The 17013-nt window shown below is 71.8% G+C and carries 14 protein-coding genes; 8 read left to right on the plus strand and 6 right to left on the minus strand.

Translation table 11 applies throughout. The features are described 5' to 3' along the window. Positions 1-29: 29 nt before the first annotated feature. The 3 genes from ACFVZW_RS07950 to ACFVZW_RS07960 form a co-directional block, all read right to left on the minus strand. A complete protein-coding gene (locus ACFVZW_RS07950) occupies positions 30-467 on the minus strand; it encodes an MscL family protein (RefSeq protein WP_384518323.1) in 438 nt (145 codons plus the stop codon). Positions 468-755: 288 nt separating this feature from the next. Beyond that, positions 756-1424 (minus strand): response regulator transcription factor, encoded by a 669-nt coding sequence (locus ACFVZW_RS07955; RefSeq protein ID WP_384518326.1) that lies wholly within the window; start codon positions 1422-1424, stop codon positions 756-758. Then, positions 1421-2692 carry a sensor histidine kinase gene (locus ACFVZW_RS07960; RefSeq protein ID WP_384518329.1) on the minus strand — a complete coding sequence of 424 codons (1272 nt, stop codon included), beginning with the start codon at positions 2690-2692 and terminating at the stop codon, positions 1421-1423. Before ACFVZW_RS07960 ends, ACFVZW_RS07955 begins: the two co-directional genes overlap by 4 nt. A 136-nt stretch (positions 2693-2828) precedes the next feature. Between ACFVZW_RS07960 and ACFVZW_RS07965 the strand changes: the two genes are divergently transcribed. The 3 genes from ACFVZW_RS07965 to ACFVZW_RS07975 are packed head-to-tail and all read left to right on the plus strand — an operon-like array spanning position 2829 to position 6189. Next, entirely contained in the window at positions 2829-3797 is a 969-nt protein-coding gene (locus ACFVZW_RS07965) for an ABC transporter ATP-binding protein (protein WP_384518332.1), read from the plus strand. Beyond that, positions 3794-5356, plus strand: coding sequence for an ABC transporter permease subunit (locus tag ACFVZW_RS07970; RefSeq protein WP_384518335.1), 1563 nt, complete (start codon positions 3794-3796; stop codon positions 5354-5356). The genes ACFVZW_RS07965 and ACFVZW_RS07970 overlap by 4 nt, the downstream gene beginning before the upstream one ends. Further along, positions 5353-6189: an ABC transporter permease subunit gene (locus ACFVZW_RS07975; RefSeq protein WP_384518336.1), complete on the plus strand. Its 837-nt coding sequence runs from the start codon at positions 5353-5355 to the stop codon at positions 6187-6189. Before ACFVZW_RS07970 ends, ACFVZW_RS07975 begins: the two co-directional genes overlap by 4 nt. Positions 6190-6515: 326 nt before the next feature. On the opposite strand, the gene ACFVZW_RS07980 is transcribed toward ACFVZW_RS07975, so the two are convergent. The 3 genes from ACFVZW_RS07980 to ACFVZW_RS07990 are packed head-to-tail and all read right to left on the minus strand — an operon-like array spanning position 6516 to position 10102. Next, the gene (locus tag ACFVZW_RS07980; protein WP_384518339.1) at positions 6516-8831 is read right to left on the minus strand and encodes an ABC transporter permease; all 2316 of its coding nucleotides are present in this window, start codon (positions 8829-8831) and stop codon (positions 6516-6518) included. A 3-nt stretch (positions 8832-8834) separates the two neighbouring features. Beyond that, a complete protein-coding gene (locus ACFVZW_RS07985; RefSeq protein ID WP_384518342.1) occupies positions 8835-9590 on the minus strand; it encodes an ABC transporter ATP-binding protein in 756 nt (251 codons plus the stop codon). Then, complete coding sequence (locus ACFVZW_RS07990; protein ID WP_362364795.1) at positions 9587-10102, minus strand: PadR family transcriptional regulator; 516 nt, start codon at positions 10100-10102, stop codon at positions 9587-9589. The genes ACFVZW_RS07985 and ACFVZW_RS07990 overlap by 4 nt, the downstream gene beginning before the upstream one ends. A 123-nt stretch (positions 10103-10225) precedes the next feature. Here ACFVZW_RS07990 and ACFVZW_RS07995 point away from each other — a divergent pair, with 123 nt between their 5' ends. The 5 genes from ACFVZW_RS07995 to ACFVZW_RS08015 all read left to right on the plus strand — a co-directional run bounded on the left by ACFVZW_RS07995 (position 10226) and on the right by ACFVZW_RS08015 (position 16944). After that, the gene (locus tag ACFVZW_RS07995; RefSeq protein WP_384518345.1) at positions 10226-11500 is read left to right on the plus strand and encodes an ABC transporter substrate-binding protein; all 1275 of its coding nucleotides are present in this window, start codon (positions 10226-10228) and stop codon (positions 11498-11500) included. 234 nt (positions 11501-11734) lie between these two features. Beyond that, on the plus strand, positions 11735-13390 hold the full coding sequence (locus ACFVZW_RS08000; RefSeq protein WP_384518348.1) for a glycoside hydrolase family 13 protein: 1656 nt from the start codon (positions 11735-11737) through the stop codon (positions 13388-13390). After that, complete coding sequence (locus ACFVZW_RS08005; protein ID WP_384518351.1) at positions 13387-14709, plus strand: ABC transporter substrate-binding protein; 1323 nt, start codon at positions 13387-13389, stop codon at positions 14707-14709. The genes ACFVZW_RS08000 and ACFVZW_RS08005 overlap by 4 nt, the downstream gene beginning before the upstream one ends. Positions 14710-14719: 10 nt before the next feature. Beyond that, entirely contained in the window at positions 14720-16084 is a 1365-nt protein-coding gene (locus tag ACFVZW_RS08010) for a carbohydrate ABC transporter permease (RefSeq protein ID WP_384518354.1), read from the plus strand. Next, positions 16081-16944 (plus strand): carbohydrate ABC transporter permease, encoded by an 864-nt coding sequence (locus ACFVZW_RS08015; protein WP_384518357.1) that lies wholly within the window; start codon positions 16081-16083, stop codon positions 16942-16944. Before ACFVZW_RS08010 ends, ACFVZW_RS08015 begins: the two co-directional genes overlap by 4 nt. The last annotated feature ends 69 nt before the right edge of the window (positions 16945-17013 follow it).

A 17013-nucleotide genomic window follows, 5' to 3' on the forward strand; every position in this document is an offset into this window, starting at 1 on the left:
GCCAGGATGCCGTTCGAGCGAGGGCCCTGTCAGGCGGGCGCGCCCGCGGGTGGCTGCTCGCTGGTGCAGTAGCGGCACTTGGTGGCCGCCTCGGGGATGTCCTCGGCCAGACAGGCCGGACAGGTCTTCACCGGCCCCGGCTCGCCGAAGGCGGTGATACCGCGGCGCGCCTGGTAGTGCTTGTACGGCACGACGATCAGGAAGTACACGACTGCCACGAAGATGAGGAAGTAGATCAGCGCCGAGATGAACTCCCCGATGTCGAGGTACGTCGCGGCGTTCCCCTCCTCTCCGAGCTGCCAGCCCAGTCCGGCGGAGTCACCGCCCTGGAACCGGGCGACGATCGGGTTGACGACGTAGTCGGTGAACGCCTTGATCAGGGTGGAGAAGGCCAGCGCGATGACCAGACCGACGGCGATCACGATGACGTCGCCGCGCATGAGGAAGTTCTTGAAGCCCTTGAGCACGTTTGTTCTCCCTTTCCGGAGACAGGCGTGCTCAGCACGCTAAGTCCGGCTCGGCTCGGGGTTGGTGAGCCACGGCGGGAAGCACCCGGACGGCGGCCCGCGGTCTGGGCCGTGGGTGATCGCCTCGAAGCGGGTTCGCTGGTCGGACGATGCGCCTCTGTGATCGCGACGGCCTTCACCTGGGCGCGTCCACCCACTGGGTGGACGGAGTGAGCGGACGCGCGGTCCGGCACACCCGAGTCACTCGGATGACGCACCCACTTCGTCGCCCTGACCCGTGCCGTCGGCTCAGTCGGCCGGGTCGACGATCCGGTAACCCACGCCGGGTGTGGTGGTGATGACCAAGGGGTCGCCGAGTTTGCGGCGCAGGCGGCTGATGGTCACGGTGACGGTGTTGGTGAACGGGTCGGCATGCTCGTCCCAGACCCGTTCGAGGAGGTCCTCCGCGCTGAGGAAGGCGGGGCTCGCGTCCAGGAGGGCTTCGAGCACCGCGAACTCCTTGACGGAGAGGTTGAGCCGGCGACCGTCGCGGCCTGCTGTGCGGTGCAGCGGGTCGAGTTCGATGCCCGCCGCGCGCAGAGTGCGGGACCGGGCGGAGGGCCGGCGGCGGGCCAGGGAGCGGATGCGCAGGACGAGTTCGGGGAAATGGAAGGGCTTGGCGAGGTAGTCGTCGGCGCCGAGGGTCAGGCCGCTGACGCGGTCGCCGGGCGAGGCGGCGGCGGTCAGCATCAGGACCATCACACGGCCGTCCCGCTCGCTGATCATCCGGCAGAGGGTGTCGCCGTGGATGCCGGGCAGGTCGCGGTCGAGCACGACGACGTCGTACGCGTTGACGTCCAGTTTGGCTGCGGCGTCGATCCCGTCGTGGGCCAGGTCCACGGCCATCCCCTGGTCGCGCAGCCCTTCGGCGATCACCTCGGCGAGGGCGCGGGCATCCTCGACCACCAGGACTCTCACCGTGCCACGTCCATTCCTGTGCCGTGCGGCGAGCCGGGGGCTCCCGCCGTCCTGTCATCGGTGCGGGGAAGAGTCACGGTGACGCGCAGGCCGCCGTCGGCGCGGGCCTGGAGGTCCAGGGCGCCACGGTGCGCCTCGGCGATGGCAGCGACGATGGAGAGTCCGAGGCCGCTGCCCCGGCCGGTGCCGGTACGATCCGCGCCGAGGCGGCGGAAGGGCAGCGCGAGGTCCGCCACCCGCCGCTGCTCCAGGACCGGGCCGCTGGACTCGATGACGAGGGACACCGCGGTTCCGTCGTCGCCTTCGCCTTCCTCGCCCCGTACCTCGACGCCGATCCAGCCTCCCGAGTCGTTGTGCGCTATCGCGTTGTCGACCACGTTGTCGGCCAGGCGCCGCAGAAGCGTCCGGCTGCCCCACACCCACGCGGAGCCGTCGATCCCCTCTTCGCGGACCGTCAGGCCCTTGGCCTCGATGTCCCCGGCTCGTGCGTTCAGGGCGGCCCGTGCGACCTGGCCCAGGGGGAGCCGTCCCGCGTCGGTGAACTCACCGTGCCGGGTGCGCGCCAGGACAAGGAAGCTCTCCAACAACCGGTCCACCTGGTCGAGTTCGGTACGCATGCGGGCGGCCAGCGTGGCCGTCGTGTCGGGTACGGGGCCCGGCTTGGCGAGGGCCACGTCCAGGGAGGCCCGCATCGTGGTGAGCGGGGTGCGCAGTTCGTGGGAGGCGTTGGCGACGAAGAGACGCTGGGCGTCGAAGGAGCCCTCCAGGCGACCGAGGAGGTCGTCGATGGTGTCCGCGAGGTCCTTCACTTCGTCGCGGGGGCCGTCGACCGCCAGGCGCTCGTGCAGGTTGTCGGCGGTGATCCGGCGGGTTGCCGCCGTCACCATGCGCAGCGGGCGCAGCACCCGGCCGGCGACGAACCAGCCGAGACCGACCGAGACCACCGTCATGACACCGAACGCGATGGCGGACCCGATCAGGATCTCCTTGGACTGGGTGTCGTGCGCCTGGGCCAGTTCCTGCTCCAACTGATCGATGCGGCCCTGGGCCTGTGCCGCCGTGGTGGGCCGACCCGTGTCGCCGCCGGGCGCGACCTGAGTGGACCGCGATCCGCCGGACGCCACCACGGCCGCGATGGCGAGCAGCACCGTCCCGGAGAGCAGGAACAGAGCGACGTACAAGGCGGTGAAGCGTGCACGGGCGGTGCCACGGCGCAGGCCGAGTCGGGCGGTCGGGCCCGCGAACCATCGGGGTGGTCCCCACTCCATCCGCTTGCTCCCTTCTCGGTGACGGAACCAGGGACGCCCCGGCCGTGACTCTGATCAGGCTAAGCGGCGCCGCCTAACAGCGAGATGACAGTGCTCGTTCGTCCGCTGTAACCGATGCCGTCGCAGGGTGAGGCTCATGAGAGATGAGAGCGCCGCCGTCGGCGGCCACGACACGGAGGCGACCATCGAGGTCGCCGGTCTGCGCAAACGGTTCGGGTCCCGACAGGCCCTGGACGGAATGACGTTCACCGTGCGTCCGGGACGGGTGACCGGCTTCGTCGGCCCGAACGGCGCGGGAAAGTCGACCGCGATGCGCGTGATCCTGGGCCTGGACGCGGCCGAGGCAGGCACTGCCCTCGTCGGCGGGGTGCCGTACCGGAGTCTGCGACGCCCGCTGCGGCACGTGGGGGCGCTGCTCGACGCCTCGGCGTTGCAACCCGGCCGCACCGCCCGTAACCACCTGCTCTGGCTGGCCCACTCCCAGGGGGTGCCGGCCCGGCGGGTGGACGAGGTCATCGAGCAGGCCGGCCTGGGCTCGGCGGCCCGGCGCAAGGCGGGCGGCTTCTCCTTGGGCATGAGGCAGCGCCTGGGAATCGCGGCGGCTCTGCTCGGAGACCCGCCGGTGGTCATGCTGGACGAGCCGTTCAACGGCCTGGACCCTGACGGGATCGTGTGGATGCGGGGCTTCCTGGCGACGCTCGCCCGGCAGGGCCGCGCCGTCCTGGTCTCCAGTCATCTGATGAGTGAACTCGAAGGCACCGCGGACCACCTCGTGGTGATCGGACGCGGCCGGGTCGTCGCGGACACCAGCGTGTCCGAGCTGCTCGCCGAGGCGTCCGGGGGCCGGGTCGTCCTGCGTACCTCCGCGCCCCCGCGCGCCGCCCGGATCCTGCACGGCGCGGGCGCCACCGTGCTCGCCACCGGCCCCGACACGCTCGGTGTCACGGGACTGCCCGACGAGGAGATCGTGGCCCTGCTCGCCCGGAACGGAGTGCCCTTCTCGCAGGTGTCCGCGCACCGGGCGACGCTCGAGGAGGCGTACATGGAGCTCACCCGGGACGCGGTGGAGTACCGGGGTATCCCGGCGGGGGAGGTCACGCGATGACGACCACCCTCACGCCACGCACGCCGGCCACGCAACGTGACGCGCGGGGTGGGTTCCTCGCTGCGCTCCACGCCGAGTGGACGAAGTTCCGTACGGTACGCGGCTGGGTGCTCGCCATGGCGGCCGCGCTTCTGGCAACGATCGTGGTCGGCCTGCTCGGCACGGCCGCACCCGCCCCCGACAGCTCCGGCACCGGCACCTCCTCGTACCCGAAGGGTCCCGGAGGCGAAGCCGTCAACGACAACTTCTACCTGGTCCACAAGACGCTGACCGGCGACGGCAGCCTCACCGTCGACCTGCGGTCCCTGAGCGGGGTGGCCGACACGGGGATCGGCAGCGGGTCGGTCTCGGGCACCCAGCCCTGGGCGAAGGCCGGGATCATCATGAAGGAGAGCCTCACCCGAGGATCCCGGTATGCGGCGGTCATGGCCACCGGCGGCCACGGCGTGCGTATGCAGTACGACTTCACCCATGACACGGCAGGCCCTCCCGGCAAGGTCGCCGCGGACTCCCCGCGTCGGCTGCGCCTGGTCCGCTCCGGCGACACCCTCACCGGCTACGTCTCCACCGACGGCTCTCGCTGGACCGAAGTCGACAGCGTGAAGCTGCCCGGGCTTCCGCACACCGTGCGGGCCGGGTTCTTCGCGGCGTCACCGCAGGCGATGCAGGAGACCGGCGCGGGCGCGGGCTTCAGCCCCGCCGCGGCCACCGGCACCTTCGGCACCCCGGAGCTGACGGGCGGTTGGTCCCCGGGTGCGTGGAGCGGCACACAGGTGGGCGGCGACGCAGGCACGTCCGGCAGCTACTCGAGCACCATCAAGGGCGGCTTCACCCGGACCGGCGGCGGGTTCACCGTGACCGGGGCCGGCGACATCGCGCCGGTCGTCGGCGGGCCCGTCATGGGCGGCGGCTTCTCCGTCGAGAACTTCCTCGTCGGTACGTTCGCCGGACTCGTCGTGGTGACCGCCGTGGGCACGGTGTTCATCACCGGCGAGTACCGGCACGGCCTGCTGCGTACGACCATGGCGGCCGTCCCGCCGCGGGGCCGGGTGCTCGGCGCCAAGGCCCTGGTGGCCGGCGGCGTCGCGTTCGCCGTCGGCCTGGTCGCCGCCGCGATCACCATTCCCATCGGGAAGAGCAGCGCACTCGGCAGGGGCTTCCACGTCTTCCCGGTCGCGGCGGCGACCGAACTGCGCGTCATGGCCGGCACCGGACTCCTCTGCGCGGCCGCGGCCGTACTCGCCCTCGGCGTCGGCACACTGCTGCGGCGCAGCGCCACGGCGGTCGCCCTGGTCATCGCGTCGATCGTGCTGCCCTTCCTGCTCGCCACCTCAGGCGTGCTGCCCCCGGGCGTCTCGGAGTGGCTGCTTCGAGTGACTCCGGCGGCGGGCTTCGCCGTCCAGCAGACCCTGCCGTACTACGCCCATGTGCTCAGCGTGTACGAGCCGTCGACCGGTTACCACCCGCTGACGCCGTGGACCGGCTTCGCCGTGCTGGGCGGCTATGCCGCGCTCGCGTTCGGCCTGGCCGTGGTGCGGCTGCGCAGGAGGGACGTATGAGTCTCCTCGGTAACGGACCACTCGTCAGCAAGGCGGCCGGCGGCGGCCGAGGGGGCTTCGGCCACGCTCTGCGCGCGGAATGGACGAAGCTGCGCAGCGCGGGGGGAACGGGATGGCTGGTCCTGCTCGTCGTCGCACTGACCGTGGCCGTCGGCTCCGGCACCGCCAAGGCCGTGAAGTGCCCGGACGCGGGATGCGGGCAGGACGCCGTCAGGCTCGCCCTGACCGGCGTCACCGCCGGACAGGCGGTCATCGCCGTCCTCGCGGTCCTGGCCGTCAGCGGCGAGTACGGCACCGGGATGATCCGCACCACGCTCATGGCGGTGCCGAACAGGATCACCGTCCTCACCGCCAAGGCGACCGTCCTCACCGTGGTCGTCCTGGCCTGCGGGACGATCGCCGTCCTGCTCTCCCTCCTCGCCGGCCGCCACATCCTGCCCGGCAACGGCTTCACCGAGGCGCACGGCTACGCCCCGCTGTCCCTGGCCGACGGCCCGACCCTGCGCGCGGCCGCCGGCTCCGTTCTCTACCTCGGTCTGGTCGCTCTGATCGGCCTCGGCGTGGCAACGGCGGTACGGGAGGCGGCGACCGCCATCGGGATCACCCTCGGGCTGCTCTACCTCTTCCCGGTCGTCGCCCAAGTGGTCCACGATCCGGAGTGGCAGCGGCACCTTCAGCAGATCGCGCCGATGACCGCCGGGCTCGCGGTCCAGGCCACCGTCAACCTGCCCGGGCTGCCCATCGGCCCCTGGGCCGGGCTGGGTGTGCTCGCCGCGTGGGCCGCGGCCGCGCTGCTGGTCGGCGGCCTGCTCCTGCAGAGGCGCGACGCGTAGCCACATCGGGCGCCGAACCGGCGCGGCTGCGAGCTGGTCGGGCTGGGCCAGGACGAGGACGGGGATTTCGTCGAGCCGGCCGCCGGCACGCAGCTGCGCTCGTGCAATCTCGTCCGCTGCGACAGCTGCCGTGCGGTGCGCGAGGTGCGCGAGGCGGAGGTGTGAATTGCCGTGGGCAGAAGCCGCCGCTCACGCCGTTCCCTGCGTTCGGCCCCGAACGTAGGCATGCTCGGTGTTGCGTTCCCCGGCGAACCCGCCAGGGCCGGTAGGCGTGCGCGCGCGGCGGCGCCGGCCGAGGCGGTCCGGCTGCCGCGCGCTGTGGGACGTCAGTTGACCGCGCTCAGGGTGTCCGCGAGGCGGCGGCGGGCCGCGCGGGACGCGGGGAGGGCCGTCAGGGCGATCGCGCCGAGGACGGCGGCGGCGCTCATGGCCGCGAGGTATCCGGCGGGCAGGACCTGGGCGATGCCCGAGCCGATGCCTGTGGTGTGGGCCTCGTGGTCGATGAGCCAGCGAGCGAAGGGTACGCCGAGGGCCGTCGCGGCGAGGGTGGCGGCGAGCGCGGTGCAGCCGATGGCCGTCACGGTGACGGCGGTGATCTGGCGCGGGGAGAGGCCGATGGCCTTCAGGGCCAGCAGGTCTCGTTCGCCGTCGCGGATGCTGCCGCCGATCGCCGTGGACAGTTCGGTCAGGCCGATCAGGGCGAGGACGGTGATCAGGCCGACGACGACGCCGCGCAGGGCGGAAAGCCGGTCGGCGGGGGTGGTGACCTCGTGGATGTCGAGGTGGCCCCGGGAGGCGTCGGCGAGTTCGGCGCGGACCGAGTGCGGGTCGGCTCCTGGCTCGAGACGGAGCTGGTAGAGGGTGGGGCTCAGCGCGGGGTCGTTCTCGCGCAGGGTGTCGAGCGAGGTGGAGATGACCCTGCCGCCGTTCTCCGGTTCGATGCTGCGGCCGACGAGGTGGAGTACCTGCGGGTGGCCGCCGACCGTCACGCGCACCCAGTCGCCGACGCGTACGTCGAGCAGGTCGAGCAGGCCCTGGCCGGCGACGGCCTCGTCGGGGCCGTGGGCGGGGCGGCCCTCGGCGATCGTGTACGGGTAGGGCTCGTCGCGGGTGCCGAGACCGCGCAGGGCGATGGTGCCGGTCTGGCCGGGGACCAGTGCGGCGACCTCCAGGCCTGGATGGGCGGCGGTGATCTTCCTGTTGGCCTCCAGCAGCGCGGCGGCCTCGCGGTCGGTGAGCGTCGCGTCGGGGCGGGCGGTGAGCGCGGCGGCGTGGCCGAGCTGCTCGGGGCGGCTGTCGAAGCGTTCGATGGTGGTCCAGGCGCTGAGCGCCACGGTGATCAGCAGCAGCGGCAGGGCGAGGCGGACGATGGTGGCCGGGGCTCGCCGGCCTCGGCCGAAGGCCCGGTGCCAGCCGAGGATCAGGGTGGGCGGCATGCGCAGTCCGAGCGCGGCTCGGGCGGCGCGGGACAGCCCTCCCCCGGACGTCGTCCGGGCAGACCCCCAGCCCGGTGCCGCGGTGGCGGGGACGACGGGTACGGGCTCCACTCGTCCGGCCCGCCACGCTGCGAGGCAGGTGGCCACTCCGATGAACAGCACCGCCGCGACGGGCACCGCGAGCAGCGCCGCCGTGTGGCCCTCGAGCCCCTGCCACACGCCGACGGCGTCACCGAGCCGGCCGGGCAGGCGGTTGCCGAGCGTCCGGACGGCCGCCGTGGCGAGGGTCGCCCCGAGTACGGCGAAGCCGAGGTGCTGGACGAGGAAGACGCGTACGACCTGGCCGGGTGTGAAGCCGATGGCCTTGAGGACGGAGATGTCGCGTAGGTGGCCGCGCACCCGGGTGCTGATGGCGCCGAACACCGCGAGGGCGGCGGCGATCAGCGCGCCGAGCCCGAAGAGTCCGAGGACCTGACCGAGCAGCTTGGTGTCGCCCTGGGCCTCGGCGCGGGCCTGCTGCCAGGTGGAGACGTCGGTGACGGCGCCGGAGCCGAGCGTGGTGACGGCGCGCTGGACGGCGTAGTCGGTGTCCTCCGGGTCGGTGAGGCGCAGTCCGACGACCTGGCCGCCGCCACGTTCGTCCGGCACCGCGCGCGGCAGTGCCCAGACGGTGCCGGGCCGCTCACCGGCGCGGTAGCGGGGCTCCGCGCTGTCGGCGACGCCGAGGACGGTCAGGGTACGGCCGTTCGGCAGGGTCAGGCGGTCGCCGGGTTCGGCCCACAGTGCACGGGCGAGGCCGGATTCCAGGACGACTCCGTCGGGGACGGCGTCGTCGAGCCAGCGGCCCGACGTGAGCACGGCCCGACCGGTGGCCGGGGGCTCCGTGCCGGTGGCGCGCAGTTCCACGCCGGCGCGGGCACCCCGGGAGGCGACGGTGTCCGACGCGGTGCGGTAGGGGCCGGAGAGCTGCTCGACGCCGTCCAGGGCGGCGAGGGAGCCGGTGTCGGCGGCGGGGCCGGTATGGATCCACACGTGAGCGCCGCGGGACTGGGTGAAGATCCGTTGCCAGGGGTTGGTGGCGTAGCCGAAGAGCGCCGTGGCCAGCAGCAGCGCGGCGACGATCCCGGCGGTGGCGGCGACCATGAACAGCGCCTCGCCCCGGTGGGTGCGCAGATCGGCATGCGCCCAGCGCAGCATGGCCCGCACGGGTCAGTCCTTCAGTTCCAGTACGCCGGCGAGGCCGGTGCCGCGTGGCGGCGTGGCGCCCAGGTCGACGTCGTCGGCTATCCGGCCGTCGAAGAAGCTGATCACCCGGTCCGCGGCGCTGGCGAGCCGTGCGTCGTGGGTGACGAGCACGATGGTCTGGCCGCCTTGGTGGAAGCGGGCGAGCTGCCGCATCACCTCGCGGGTGCCCTTGCTGTCGAGACTGCCGGCCGGTTCGTCGGCGAGGAGCAGCCGCGGCTGGTTGACCAGGGCGCGGGCGAGGGCGACGCGCTGCTGTTCGCCGCCGGACAGCTCGCCGGGCATGCTGCGGGCCTTGCTCTCGAGGCCCAGCTCGGCGAGGAGCTTCTCGCGTTCGGCGCGGGCGTGTTTGGCGGAGGTGCCGGCCAGCAGGGCGGGCAGTTCGACGTTGTCGGCGACGGTGAGGTTGGAGACGAGGTTGAAGAACTGGAAGACGATGCCGATGCGACGGCGCCGCTCCACCGCCCAGCGGGCCTCGGACCAGCTGTCGGTGCTCTCGCCGTCGAGCTGGAGCGAGCCGCTGTCGGGACGCTGGAGGCCGCCGAGCAGATGCAGCAGGGTGGACTTGCCGGCGCCTGAGGGGCCGGTGACGGCGACGAATTCGCCCCGCCGCACGGTCAGGTCGACGCCGCGTACGGCGTGGGCGGGCGCGCCCTCACTGTGGTGGGTCTTGACGATGCGCTCCGCGTGCAGCAGCGGCACGGGTACGGCGGAGTCCGTCATTGCAGCTCCTCCAGCTCCTCCTGGCATCGCTCCAGCCAGTCGAGGTCGGCCTGGAGGTGCAGCATGGCGCCTTCGATCAGCAGGTGGGCTATGCGGTTGTCCCGGTCTTCGGCGGCGGCCAGCTTGGACAGATTGCGCATGGTGGTGAGGTATTCGCGTCGCTGCTTGTTGATGAGGGCGATCTGGTCGGCGAGACCCGTGCGCGGGGCGAGGGCGAGCTTCATGAAGAACTCGTCCCGTACCCGCGGCTCGTCCGCCGTCTCGTCGAACCAGGCGCGCAGTGCTTCCTGCCCGGCGTCGGTGAGGCGGTAGATCTTCTTGTTGGGGCGGCTCTCCTGGGCGATCTCCTCGCCCTCGATCAGCCCGGACTTCTCCAGCCGGCCGAGCGTGACGTAGATCTGGCCGACGTTGGTGGGAGGGTACGCGGCGCCCAGCAGTTGCTCAAGGTCCTGCTTGAGCTCGTAGCCGTGGGCGGGGCCCCTGGCCAGGAGGGCGAGGAGGGGATGACGCACCCGTACTGTCCTCCCTTGGCGTGCTCCCGTTGTGATGAGGGCTCTAGTATCGCCCATGCCTAACGGGTATACATGCCCTGTTGCTGGACGAAGGTGTACGGCGCGGCGCTCTGGGAGGAACCTATGCGGTGGATACGGGCCGCGGGTAGGGGATTCCTGGTTCTCGCGGTCGTACTGACGGGTTACATGGCCTCCGGCGCCCCGTCGGGCGGCGCGGAACGCGAGGGCGGGCGCGGCCCCATGACGCTGGCCACGGCCGGTGATCTCACCGGCTATCTCGGCTCGGTCCTGGACGGCTGGAACCGCGCGCATCCGGCCGAGAAGGTCACCCTGGTCGAGCTGCCGGATTCGGCCGACGAGACCCGGGCCCAGATGATCACGGATCTGAGGTCGGGCGAGGGCAGGTTCGATCTGCTCAACATCGATGTCGCGTGGACGTCGGAGTTCGCCGCGGCGGGGTGGATCGCGCCGCTGGAGCGGGGCCGGTTCCCGTTGGAGAGCTTCCTCCCGCCGGTGGTGGACACCGCGACGTACGACGGGCGGCTGTACGCGGTCCCGTATGTGACGAACGCCGGGATGCTCTTCTACCGCAAGGACGTGCTGGACCGCGAGGGAGAGCGCCCGCCGCGGACGTGGGCGGAGCTGGAGCGCCAGGCCCGCACCATCGCCCCGAAACACGGCCTGGGTGGGTACGCGGGCCAGTTCCTGCCGTACGAGGGGCTGACGGTCAACGCCGCCGAGGCGGTGTATTCGGCGGGCGGGACGGTCCTCGGCGACGAGGGCGAGCGGGTCACGGTCGACTCGGCGGCAGCCCGCGAAGGGCTGGGGTTCCTCGCCGGTGGCGTGCGGGACGGCTGGATACCGAAGGAAGCCCTGACGTACAAGGAGGAGGAGTCCCGGCAGGCGTTCCAGGACGGCCGGCTGCTCTTCCTGCGCAACTGGCCGTACGCCTACGCCGGTGCCTCCGGCGCTCAGTCGAGAGTCGCGGGGAAGTTCGGCGCGGTGCCGCTGCCGGGCCCCGGAGGGCCGGGCGCGAGTGTGCTGGGCGGCTCCAATCTGGCCGTGAGCAGCCATGCCCGGCACCCCGAGTCGGCGCGTGACCTGATCGCGTACCTCACGAGCGAGCGGGTGCAGCGCCGCGTCCTGAGCGAAGGCGCCCTGCCGCCGGTGCGGGCCGCCCTGTACGAGGATCCGGCGCTCGTGGCGCGCTTCCCGTATCTGCCCGCGCTGCGGGCGAGTGTGCTCTCTGCCGCGCCGCGCCCCAAGAGCCCGCATTACGAGCAGGTGAGCCTCGCCGTGCAGGCCGTGGCGCATGACGCGATGGCGCAGCACCAGACGCCCGAGGCGGCGGTGCGTCGGCTCGCGGACGAGCTCGCGGCCATCGCCCGTCGTCGCTGACTCCCTTCTCATCACTCTGTCACCTCCGGGGCGCCTACTTACCTGTTAGGGATCAGCATGTGGACTGACGCGCCCTGAGTACCGGGACAAACTAGGGCATTCAACCCCAACAAGCGCCGTTCTTCGGCAGCTTCGTTGACACCCTCTCGTCACTCCTACTTAACATGTATGCATAACCGCTACCCGCTCTGGGTGGCGCGCACCCCTTCACGCAGAAATACAGGTCAACGGGTGATGCTCACAGCCCCAAGCCACCGCCACTGGTGGCGCGACGCGGTGATCTACCAGGTGTACGTCCGCAGCTTCCTGGACAGCACCGGCGACGGGATCGGCGACCTCGCCGGTGTCCGGGCCGGCCTGCCGTATCTGAAGAAGCTCGGGGTCGACGGCATCTGGCTGAGCCCCTTCTACCCGTCGCCGCAGCACGACCACGGGTACGACGTCGCCGACTACTGCGACGTGGACCCCGTCTTCGGCGACCTCGCCGAATTCGGCCTGCTGGTCGCCGACGCCCACCGACTGGGCATCAAGGTGCTGTTGGACATCGTCCCCAACCACTGCTCCAGCGAGCACTCCTGGTTCCGCGAGGCACTGGCGGCCGGTCCCGGCGGCCAAGCCCGCGCCCGCTTCCACTTCGCCGAGGGCCGCGGCCCCGACGGCGACGAGCCGCCCAACAACTGGCATGCCATGTTCGGCGGCCCCGCCTGGAGCCGGGTCACCGAGCCGGACGGTACCCCCGGCCAGTGGTACCTGCACATGTTCACCCCCGAGCAGCCGGACCTGAACTGGCGCAACCCCGAGGTCGGCGCCCACTTCGACCACGCCCTGCGCTTCTGGCTGGACCGGGGCGTCGACGGCTTCCGCATCGACGTGGCGGCCGGACTCTTCAAGCACCCCGACCTGCCGGACTCCCCCGACCCGGAGGCCGACGCCCGCACCCGCGACTCGGTCAACCCGCTCGCCTGGAACCGGCCCGAGGTGCACGACGTGTGGCGCCACTGGCGGTCGGTGTGCGAGGAGTACACGGCCCAGGACGGGCGCGAGCGGCTGCTGGTCGGCGAGGTGTCGGTGCCGACCGCCCGCGAGCATGCCCGGTACGTCCGCCCCGACGAGCTGCACCAGGCGTTCTTCTTCGACCTGCTGGGAGCGCCCTGGGACTCCGACACCTTCCGCAAGGTGATCGACGAGGCGATGCGCGACATCGCGGGCACCGGCTCCACCGTCACCTGGGTGCTCAACAACCACGACCAGGTGCGCACGGTGACCCGGTACGGCGAGTCCGGCACCGAAGGCAGCGGGCTCGGCGCCGCCCGGGCGCGCGCCGCCGCCCTGCTGATGCTGGCCCTGCCCGGCGCCGCGTACATCTACCAGGGCGAGGAGCTGGGCCTGCCGGAGGTCGTGGACCTGCCGGACGAGGTGCTCACCGACCCGATATTCCGGCGCACCGGAAGCCGGGCCCGGATCCGCGACGGCTGCCGCGTGCCGCTGCCGTGGTCGGGGCACGCCTCCCCGTTCGGCTTCAGCACGGGGGCGGAGAGCGCCAAGCCGTGGCTGCCCCAGCCCGGCTGGTTCGCCGAGCACGCCACCGACCGGGCGCTGGCCGACACCCGCTCGTTCTGGCACCTGTACCGCGAGGGCCTGCAGCTGCGGCACGGACTGCCGCAGCTGGGCGAGGGGACCTTGCGCTGGCTGGACGCGCCGCCCGGCGTGCTGGCCTTCCTGCGCGGCGACGGGCTCGTCTGCGCCGTCAATTTCGGCACCGCTCCGGTGCCCGCCCCGGTCTCCGGCGCCCCGCTGCTGGCCAGCGGACCGTGCCCCACCGGCGCACTGCCCGGATCCACCGCCGCCTGGTGGATCAGTGACGACACCACCCTGGAGGGACTGCGATGAACAAGCGACGGATGACGATGGCCTGCTGCTCCGCACTCACCCTGGCGCTCGGCGCCACCGCGTGCGGCGGCGGCCCCGTGAGCGCCGGCGGCGGCAGCAAGGAGCTGTCCGGCCAGACCCTGGATGTGGCCGGTGTCTGGTCGGGCGCCGAGCAGAAGAACTTCCAGAAGGTGCTGGACGCCTTCACCGAGAAGACCGGCGCCAAGACCCGGTTCGTGTCCACCGGCGACAACGTCTCCACCGTCGTCGGCAGCAAGATCGAGGGCGGCAACGCCCCCGACGTGGTCCTGGTCCCGCAGGTCGGCGTGCTCCAGCAGTTCGCCCGGCAGAACTGGCTCAAGCCGCTGTCGGAGACCACGAAGAAGGCCGTCGACGCCAACTACGCGCCTGTGTGGAAGAACTACGGCTCCGTCGACGGCACCCTGTACGGCCTGTACTTCAAGGCCGCCCACAAGTCGACCGTCTGGTACAGCCCGGAGGCGTTCGACCAGGCCGGCGTGAAGCCGCCGAAGACGTACGAGGACATGCTCAAGAGCGGCCAGGCGGTGTCCGACTCGGGTCTGCCTGCCTTCGCGGTCGCCGGTGAGGACGGCTGGACGCTCACCGACTGGTTCGAGAACATCTACCTCTCCCAGGCCGGCCCCGAGAAGTACGACCGGCTCGCCAAGCACGAGTTGGCGTGGACCGACCCGACCGTGGTGAAGGCGCTGACCACCCTCGGCGCGCTCTTCTCCGACAAGAAGCTGATCGCGGGCGGCCAGAAGGGCGCACTGGGCACCGACTTCCCGGGCTCCGTCGAGAAGGTCTTCGGCCCGAAGCCCGAGGCCGCGATGGTGTACGAGGGCGACTTCGTCGCCGGTATCGCCAAGGACCAGTTCGGCAGGAAGATCGGCGAGGATGCCACCTTCTTCCCCTTCCCGGCGGTCGCGGGCGGCAAGGCGCCGGTGGTCAGCGGCGGTGACGCGGCCGTCGTCCTGAAGGACGGCAAGAACCAGGCGGCCGCGACGGCGTTCCTGGAGTACCTCGCGACGCCGGAGGCCGCGGCCGTGTGGGCCGAGGCGGGCGGCTTCCTGTCGCCCAACAAGAAGCTCGACCTCGCCTCCTACGGCGACGACACGCTGCGCGAGACGGCCAAGTCGCTGATAGACGCCGGGGATTCGGTGCGCTTCGACATGTCGGACCAGGCTCCGGCGGCGTTCGGCGGCACCAAGGGCGTGGGCGAGTGGAAGATCCTCCAGGACTTCCTGCGCGACCCGTCGAACCCGGCCGCCATCGCCGCGGCGCTGGAAGGCGCGGCGGCCAAGGCGTACAAGAACTGAGGCGGGCGTCATGACCACAGCCACCGCTCCCCCACCACCCCGGGTCGACTCCGCGAAGGGCGGCCGCCGGGACAACGGTCCGCGGGACCGGGCCCGGCGCCGCCGGCGGATGATCGCCGTGGCGTTCGTGCTGCCGTCGCTGCTGCTGCTCGGCGCCCTGGTCGTCTACCCGGTGCTATTCTCCGTGGGCCGCAGCTTCTTCGACGCGGCCGGCACACGGTTCGTCGGCGGGGACAACTATGCGGAGATCTTCCGCGACCCGGCCACCCTGACCGCCGTCCGCAACAGCGCCATCTGGGTCGTCGTCGCGCCGACGCTGCTGACCGGGCTGGGGCTTGTCCTCGCGGTGCTGGTGGAGAAGGTCCGCTGGGCGACCGCGTTCAAGCTGCTGCTGTTCATGCCGATGGCCGTGTCCTTCCTGGCGGCGGGCATCATCTTCCGCCTCGCCTACGAGGAGGACCCGGACAAGGGCGTGCTGAACGCGGCCGCGGTCGGCGTGCACGGAGTGTTCCAGGACTCCTCGTCGTATCCCACGGCCCGGGCCCGCGAGGGTCAGGGGCTCGACAAGCGGCCGGACGGCTCGTACGGGACGGCCGATGCCGTCTCCCCAGGACAGAGCGTCACCCTCGGCGTCGTCGGAGTACCGCCCAAGGAGCTGCCCGCCGACGCGAAGCCGGCCGCATCCGGCAAGGCCGGTCCGAAGGACGTGACCGGCGCCGTGTACCTGGACTTCACGCCCGGTGGCGGGGGGCGGCCGGGCGCGATCGACGCCGCGGAACGGGGACTGCCCGGCATGACGGTGGAGGCGGTGCGCGACGGGAAGACGGTCGCCACCGCGACCACGGCGGCCGACGGGTCGTTCCGCTTCACCGCCCTCACGGCAGGCGCCTACACGGTCCGGCTGCCCGCGGAGAACTTCGCACCGCCCTATGAGGGTGTCTCCTGGCTCGGCCCCGCCCTGGTCACACCGGCCATCATCGGCGCGTACCTGTGGATCTGGACGGGCTTCGCGATGGTGCTCATCGGCGCCGGACTGTCGTCCCTGCCCCGCGACGCGCTGGAGGCGGCGCGGATGGACGGGGCGAACGAGTGGCAGGTCTTCCGCCGGATCACCGTGCCGCTGCTCGCCCCCGTCCTGACCGTGGTCTTCGTGACGCTGGTGATCAATGTGATGAAGGTCTTCGACCTGATCTACATCATCGCGCCGGGGCCCGTGCAGGAGGACGCCACCGTGCTGGCCACCCAGATGTGGCTGGTGTCCTTCGGCGGCGGCAACGACCAGGGACTCGGCAGCGCGCTCGGTGTGCTGCTCCTGCTGCTGGTGATCCCCGCCATGGTGTTCAACGTCCGCCGCTTCCGCAGGAGTCAGTCATGAGTGCGACCGCGACGATGCCGGGCGGCCGGCTGCGCCGCTGGCTGGGCAACGGCCTGGTCCAGGCGTTCCTGGCCGTGGTCGGCCTGATCTGGGTGACCCCGGTCGCCGGACTGCTGCTGTCCTCGCTTCGCTCGGCGAACGACAACGCGTCGAGCGGCTGGTGGACGGCACTGGCCGGCCCCGGTCAGCTATCTCTGGACAACTACACCGCCCTGCTGGCCAATGCGGGCATCACCCGCGCCTTCTGGAACACGGTGCTGATCTCCGTGCCGACGACCGTCCTGGTCGTCGTCGTCGCGGCGCTCGCCGGATACGCCTTCGCCTGGCTGGAGTTCCCCGGCCGGGACTGGATCTTCCTGGGCGTGGTGGCGCTCCTCGTGGTGCCGGTGCAGGTGGGTCTGCTGCCGGTGGCGAAGCTGTTCGGGCAGCTGGGGCTGTTCGGCACGATCCCGGGCGTGGTGCTCTTCCATGTCGCCTACGGGCTGCCGTTCGCCGTCTTCCTGCTGCGCAACTACTTCGCCGACATCCCGCGCGAGATGCTGGAGGCCGCGCGTATGGACGGGGGCGGCGAGTGGCGGATCTTCACGCAGCTGGTGCTGCCAGTGGGCCGCCCCGCCATCGCCAGCCTGGCGATCTTCCAGTTCCTCTGGGTGTGGAACGACATGCTGGTGGCTCTGCTCTTCGCCGACAGCTCCTCTCAGCCGCTGACGGTGGAACTGCAGTCGCAGGTACGGCAGTTCGGCAGCAACATCGACGTACTGGCACCGGGCGCCTTCCTCTCCCTGATCGTGCCGGTGGTGGTCTTCTTCGCCTTCCAGCGTCACTTCGTGCAGGGGGTGATGGCGGGTTCGGTGAAGTGACCGCATAGGCGGGGGTCTCGCGCACCGGCGAGGGGCCCCTGCCTTGGCCGGCGGTCGAGGTCCCGCCCC

The organism is Streptomyces sp. NPDC059567 (assembly GCF_042735655.1).
Classification (GTDB): domain Bacteria; phylum Actinomycetota; class Actinomycetes; order Streptomycetales; family Streptomycetaceae; genus Streptomyces.